4 protein-coding genes are annotated in these 6,425 nt (G+C 50.9%); all 4 read right to left on the reverse strand.

The window, feature by feature from the left end; genetic code table 11:
* A partial coding sequence (locus tag HMPREF9431_RS05555) for a DUF6261 family protein (protein WP_004380193.1) occupies positions 1 to 704 on the reverse strand: 704 nt, incomplete at its 3' end.
* A 431-nt stretch (positions 705 to 1,135) separates the two neighbouring features.
* Positions 1,136 to 2,941 (reverse strand): fimbrillin family protein, encoded by a 1,806-nt coding sequence (locus HMPREF9431_RS05560; RefSeq protein ID WP_004380194.1) that lies wholly within the window; start codon positions 2,939 to 2,941, stop codon positions 1,136 to 1,138.
* 47 nt (positions 2,942 to 2,988) lie between these two features.
* On the reverse strand, positions 2,989 to 5,856 hold the full coding sequence (locus tag HMPREF9431_RS05565) for a fimbrillin family protein (protein ID WP_004380195.1): 2,868 nt from the start codon (positions 5,854 to 5,856) through the stop codon (positions 2,989 to 2,991).
* A gap of 44 nt (positions 5,857 to 5,900) precedes the next feature.
* A complete protein-coding gene (locus HMPREF9431_RS05570; protein ID WP_050795618.1) occupies positions 5,901 to 6,107 on the reverse strand; it encodes a hypothetical protein in 207 nt (68 codons plus the stop codon).
* Positions 6,108 to 6,425: the final 318 nt, after the last annotated feature.

The following is a 6,425-nucleotide window of genomic DNA, read 5'->3' on the forward strand; positions in this document are numbered from 1 at the left end:
GCATTCTCATGCGCAGTGCTGTTTTTATGCTGTTTAATCACCGTGTGACGGTCGTGCACATAGTTGTTATAATGTTGAATAAGCGCCGTGATGGCTTCGCTCGAATCCAACTCGTTCAATGCCACCACACGCAGCAACACCTTGTCGATGGCATCGTCGGTGGCGACGCGCAACTCCTTCAAATCGTCCACTGCCCTACCGCTTTTGTAACGGTTGTGATAGCAGTCACCGAAAGCGGTGTTGGCCGTCTCCAACCGTGTGATGGCGGCCGCGAGCTTCAGCTTTGTTACCGCCGCTGTGCATTCGGCACTCTTCAAATCGGTCACAAGGTTTTCAATCAGTCCCGTCTCCCGGTCGTAATTTGCCCGCACCACACCTGGATACCTCTTCGCCACCTCTTTCAGCTTGTCGGCGGCTTTCGCCTCGTCGGCATCGATGCTCAATTCGGCTGCCTCCAGCGCCTTCATCAAAGCCCGATAGGCCGTGTCGCGCACACTGTCCAAAGTGTCGAGCTCCTTCGAGCCCTCCTTGGAGCGCGGATAGTTCAGCGCCTCGTCCTCGCGTTTCAGCGCATCTTCTAAAGGTTTCAACACAGCGGTGAGCTTTTCAACGCCCGCCTCTTTACACATGCGCAGCACATGGCCGGCATACTGGTAGTGCTCCATTCCAGGGAGCTTGCTACGGTCTAAAGCAGTTAATTTCATTGCTTGTTAATGTATTTAAAGTTGACTTTGGGAATACCCCAAAGCGTAGTTTTTTCGTGTTCTATCCCATTCGGGGGTCGAAATGACCGTTACATCGCTGCAGCAAACGATTCGGGGGTCGAAATGACCGTTACATTGCTGCAGCAAACGATTCGGAGGTCAATATGGCCGTTACATCACTGCAGCAAACGATTCGGGGGTCAATATGGCCGTTACATCGCTGCAGCAAACGATTCGGGGGTCGAAATGACCGTTACATCACTGCAACAAACGATTCGGGGGTCAATATGAGCCATTACATCGTTGCAGCAAACGATTCGGGGGTCAATATGACCGTTACATCGCTGCAACAACTGATTCGGGGGGCAAGATGGGCTTTTGCATCATTGCGACAGCCCATCGAGACTCCCCAAACATAGCTTTTTACGCCCTTAGTATTTAACAAAAGGCCTAATACGCGCTTGATAATCTGAAGTGTCAAAAAACATATTACCATCGCATAAAAGAGTTTCACAGAACCGATTTCTGTAAAATGGTTGGGAAACTGGTGGCAAATATTCAGTGCTTGTCCAAAAATCATATATTGCAGGAGGAGTGATTCCTAAGTCTATCAATTCAAAGTAAAAGGCTGTACTGGCCCATTTATAATTATTTCCTGACCAATAATTTTTATAAGTGCCATCACTAAATCCCGACGCAACTGCAAATAAATACATTTCTCCGGCACTGGGCAGATACCAGTTTGCTGTGGCCATTGTTCCCGTCAATGTCACACCACTGTTTTGCAACTCTTCGCGGTAATGGGCCGCACGATAGAAAGCCGGATAGAGGGTAGGCTGATTGGCCTTAATCGTTGTTCCATCGGCACTGCCCGATGCCTCCCAAGTGTACCGATAGCCATCCATATCTTGAATCATTGCCGCAACCTCTGATTCGGTAGGCCAGTCTGCTCGTGGTGTTCTACTACCGTAATATTTATAATTGAGGTTGTGAGCTTGGGGACCTGGGGGGTGAGCTTGGGGACCTGTATAGCTTTTAAAGTACGCCCCTTCTGGAATATCTTTCAGGGCTGCAGCCAACCGTCTACTTTGACTCACCACCAAGCCAATGGGCACTTTCGGCGAGGCGAGCACATTGCCCTGTTTGTCGCGATAGAGCGGTGTGCCATCCGATTTGCGCAAACGTGTATATTGCGTGGCGTTGATAAAGTCGGTGCTGCCATCGCTCATCAGATAGAGATAGTTGGGACGCAGCTTCACATTGATGATATACGACCCATTGTTTTGCATCACCACCGCAGGATTGGGCGCGAGGATGAGCGAAGCATTGTGATTGGCAAAATCAGCGCGGTAAATCTTTCCACTATGGAGGGTTAGCTCTAATTTCGAAGCGTCGGTTGTCGGCAAAAAATAGAAATAATCACTGTTTGTGCTCGGATAGTTTAAATCTTGATAAGTTCCTACAGCACCACCTGTATTTCCTTCTGCCCAAGGGTCGCTAGCCGGGAATGTGCAGTTTTCACTCAGTGCCGCATGGGTGTAGCCCGTCCAAGTGTCGGTATTCACATCATAAGTGGCCTGGTTGGGAACGGACGTAGCGTTGATCGACGCGAGCGTGGCAGCCATTGCGGGATAGGGCATATAGCCGGTGAGCTTGAGCTTCATGCGGGCACCAAGATGCTTGAGGGTGAACACCACTTCTTTCGTAGCGTCTTGCGCAGTGAGAACCACACCGGTGGTGCGGCCAATCAGCGCGTTGCTCATGTTGGAGCGGTCGACGATGAACGTGTTGCCGCTGCGGGTTAAATCGCTGTAGAGCACAAAATCGTAGGTGCCGGGTTCTAAATTCATCGAACCGCTGCTGATGGTGAACACGCCGCTGTTGACGGTGCCCGTCACTTCGTCGACCAATGTTGAGCCTTGATAGGCCAGCAGGGTGTAGGTACCGTCGGTCAAAGCACGTGTGGTGGCGCGGTCGGCCCTGGTGGTGTCGCGCTGAATGGATACTTCGGCCATGAGGTTGTTGTCGAGGTTGATCACCTGTTTGCTGAGTGTGTCGGGGGCAAGGGCGCGCGTGCCCTGCACTTCCTTGTCGGCATTGTAGTCTTCAAAATTCACTTTGAAAGTGATTTGCTTTGCCGTGTCTATTTTGCCGTCGGGTTGGTTGTCCAACTCGCTGTGGCAAGCCGACAGCCCCAACAGGGCTGTGGCTATGATTGCTAATTTTATAATCTTCATTTCTTCTCCGTTTTTAAATTCATAAAACATCGTTTCCGTTGTTGCCATTAAGGTGCAACAGTGCTTTCGTCGCCCGTAAATATGGTTCCACCTTCCGACGACCCATCACTACCCCATGGCGTAATCGTTGAGCCGGACACCCCTGGCCGTACTGCCGTTTTGGGTTCGGCTACGGGCCGGACGGCGAGCGCGTACGCCCGAAAGCAGCTGAACTTCGGGTAAATGTACCCCCCGTTGATGGTAATGGCACAACCGCCATCCGTGCTTATCGGGACGGCCAAATAATAGTTGCCGGTGGCGCCCACGAGATCCAGCGAACCGTCGCGGCGACAGCCCGAAGCGGGGAAAAATATGGTGGCATCAGGACTGCTGATTTTGTTGTTGAAGTTAAAACCGTAGTCCCAGGCACCGTTTATATTGAGTTCTGATAACTTGTTGGAATTGTTGCCAGTGGTCGTGAAGCCGGTGAAGGCGTTGGATGCGGGCATATGGAAACCGGCAGGACATGGGTCGTAGATGGTCTTGACAACGGCGTTGTCGTTGAAGCCGGTTACAGTATTGCCCATCGACCAGAGGTTGAGATAAGTGGCGTTACACCAGTCATGATAGTTAGTTCCACTAGTCCAGGCTTCCTCAAACATCTTCTCAGGATGCTGGATGGCATCACCTATGGAATGGCCACCAGGGGTGTCATCGAAAGAATAACTGCTGCCAGATGCGAGAGTGTTCGTACCGGGCAGGGCATCCTTGCGCCCAAACTCATAGAACGTGTTATAGCCTTCGCGCTGTGCCCCGTTGTTTTGCGTGATGGTGAGGACTGCCTCTGTACGCGTTGCAGGAGAAATCTGTCCTTTTGTCTGTCTGACTTTCACCTTGACGCTGCGGGGAGCGGAATAAGTAGTACTTTTCCAAACGGTGTATTTCCAGCCAAGCATCTCCTGTGTGAACTTGTATTCATAGCCTTGAAAGTTCGTGCAAGTGACGGTGTTGAGCACATCCTGCGGGGCGAACCACAGATGCCATGACCACACCACCACATTGTTCTTGGTAACGGCGATGACGGCATTTCCGTTCTTGATATTTGCGGCAGGCACTTCGAACTGCACGAAGGCATTATTGCTGGCATCGTGCACAATCTTGGTTGCGCCAAACCGCACCAATTCGGCTTCATCTGCCCAAACCACCTTGGCATCGTTCACACCGTTGTTAGCCCCACCGTTGGTCTTCTCAATCCAAGGGTCGGTGATGTCTTGATTGGCGTGGTCTTTGAAATGCTGCAGCACATAAGTACCTGATACGGAGGTCTGGTACGAGCTGGGGTTGTTGCTGCCATTCTTGATGGCGTTGCCATAGACCAAAGGTATTTTGTAGTAGCCCGGGGCAGAGATAAGGTAACAGTTGGCGGTGTTGCGCAGTGTAGTGTTACCCTCGTAGTCGTGGGTTGACAGGTCGTAATAGTTACCGGCAGAGCCTTTGGCTGTGGCTGCCTTCAAGGCGTTGTTGCGTGGAGCGAGCTTGTCACCCATGTCGGGCTTCAAGGTAGCCTGACCGGTTTCGCCCGAAGGGGCGGTGCTACCTTCACCGTTTTCCTTTGTCAATCCCGTGAGCCATGCCGGCTTCTCGGTCATGGAGAACGTACCGTCGTTGTCGGCATCATAGCCCACCACTTCCCAAGGCACTTTTTGCAGAACATTCGTTGCCGGGTCCTTGCGGTAGCTCTGAATGGTGTAGTTGCCCGTCGAAGTTGCGCTGTATTTAGCAGCTGCAGGTGGCGTGACGGTCAGCTCATACTGCCATGTCGAGGTGTTCTGCGACAGGGCGTAGGTCTTTGTTGTGCCAGGCTTCCATGTGCCGGTGAGGGGAACTGTGATAGCAGGAGTGGTGTTGTTGCCATCGAAATAAATCTTTACTTGCACGCCCGTAAGCGGTTGGGGAATCATATAGAACACATAGTTGTCTTGATTGTGCCCCATGATAATATTGTTCACCGCTTCGGATGTGCTTACGTTCACACCACTAAGTGTAAAGGTGGTTGGTGTGGAGAGCGAGGAAGCATCCCAACTGCCGGTAACCGTTTTATCGGTGGGCAGCACATATTTGCCTTTGCTCTTTGCACCAACGATTTCAACCTTGGTGATGTGCTTGCTGTAAGAAAGGTTTTGTCCCACCTTGAAACGCACCGCGGTGAGCGCATGGCGGAAGGTGAGGTCGGTGCGAGGAGCTGTTCCCATCGCATCTAAATGCACGTTACCCGAGCAGGCCGTCATCAAATCCTTTTGGTTGGTGACGTTGGGCTCTACTTCAAAGTTAACGTAGGGCGTGCCTGTGTAAGTAGATGGTGAGAGTTGCAGCTTACTATAGGGCTTTGGATAAACCGCATAGAAGCAAGCGTGGTTTTTAATCCAATCCCAATAGATGGGCGCAACGAGGTTGCCATCCTTCTTCGTGTCCTTATCATAAAACCAAGGCTCGAGGCTCGTGTCCGACGAACCATAGAACGCTGTCGTCGAGAAGTTTTGCATCGTGGTCATAGTTGTAATGTCGGCACGGGTTTGCGCTGTGGCTTCGCGTTGCGAGGGCACACCCGGAAGTGTGGTTTCTATCAAACAAAGTCCTGCACCGGCTTTGCCTTGCACGGGCAACTTCTGCATCGTGAGGTCTTCGGGTGCAAGATTTTGCAATGCCAACTGGTTAGCAAACGCGGCGCGACTGATGGGGCCGTAGCTCTTGGCACCGGCCTGTGCCTGGTCTTGCGTCTCTGAAACATTAAAAGCGACGAGCGCTTTACCGTTGTTGTCGTTGGTTTCTACATCCTTGTCGGCACAGGCAAACAACACGATGCTGGCCGTGAAGCAGGCGGCAGCAAACGGAAGGGCGTGCCACAGGCTGTTGTTATAGAAATATTTTCTTGTCATTGATTACCTTTTTAAATTGTTATCTACTTTGGTGGGACAAGGGTTTAGTCCTCTTCTTCCCATCCACCGCCCCAGCGCTTAGCACCCGAGAGCTCGGTGTCTTCATTATCCTCGCTGGGGTTTTCAATCGTGACGCTACCACCTTGGTCACCGCCCGGTCGCGCCTTGGGCGCACTTTCGCCCAACAAATAGTGCTCGGTCGCGAGGTGGATGACCGTGCATGTGGGCACTTCATACATTTTTTCCTTCATTTTGCTAAAACTATTTATATGTTACGAATAATACTTTCGATGTTTTTGCACACAAAATCGGTTCATTTATGCACGCAAAAAGGGCATGCAAAAAGTTTATAAAAAACTTACTTGCACACCCTTTGTTTATAAGTGATTATGTTGTATATTAACGCGCGCGCGTTCTTTATTAATGAGCGGACGTTAGAATGTGTGTGTGTGTGTGTGTTACACAATTATTTGGATTGACCAAATAAAAGGCATAAAAAACAGGCAGAAGAAAAATTCTTTGACNCTGCGGAAGGTTGCCTTATGGTGTAAACTACTCATCACTTAACG

The organism is Segatella oulorum F0390 (assembly GCF_000224615.1).
Lineage (GTDB): Bacteria > Bacteroidota > Bacteroidia > Bacteroidales > Bacteroidaceae > Prevotella > Prevotella oulorum.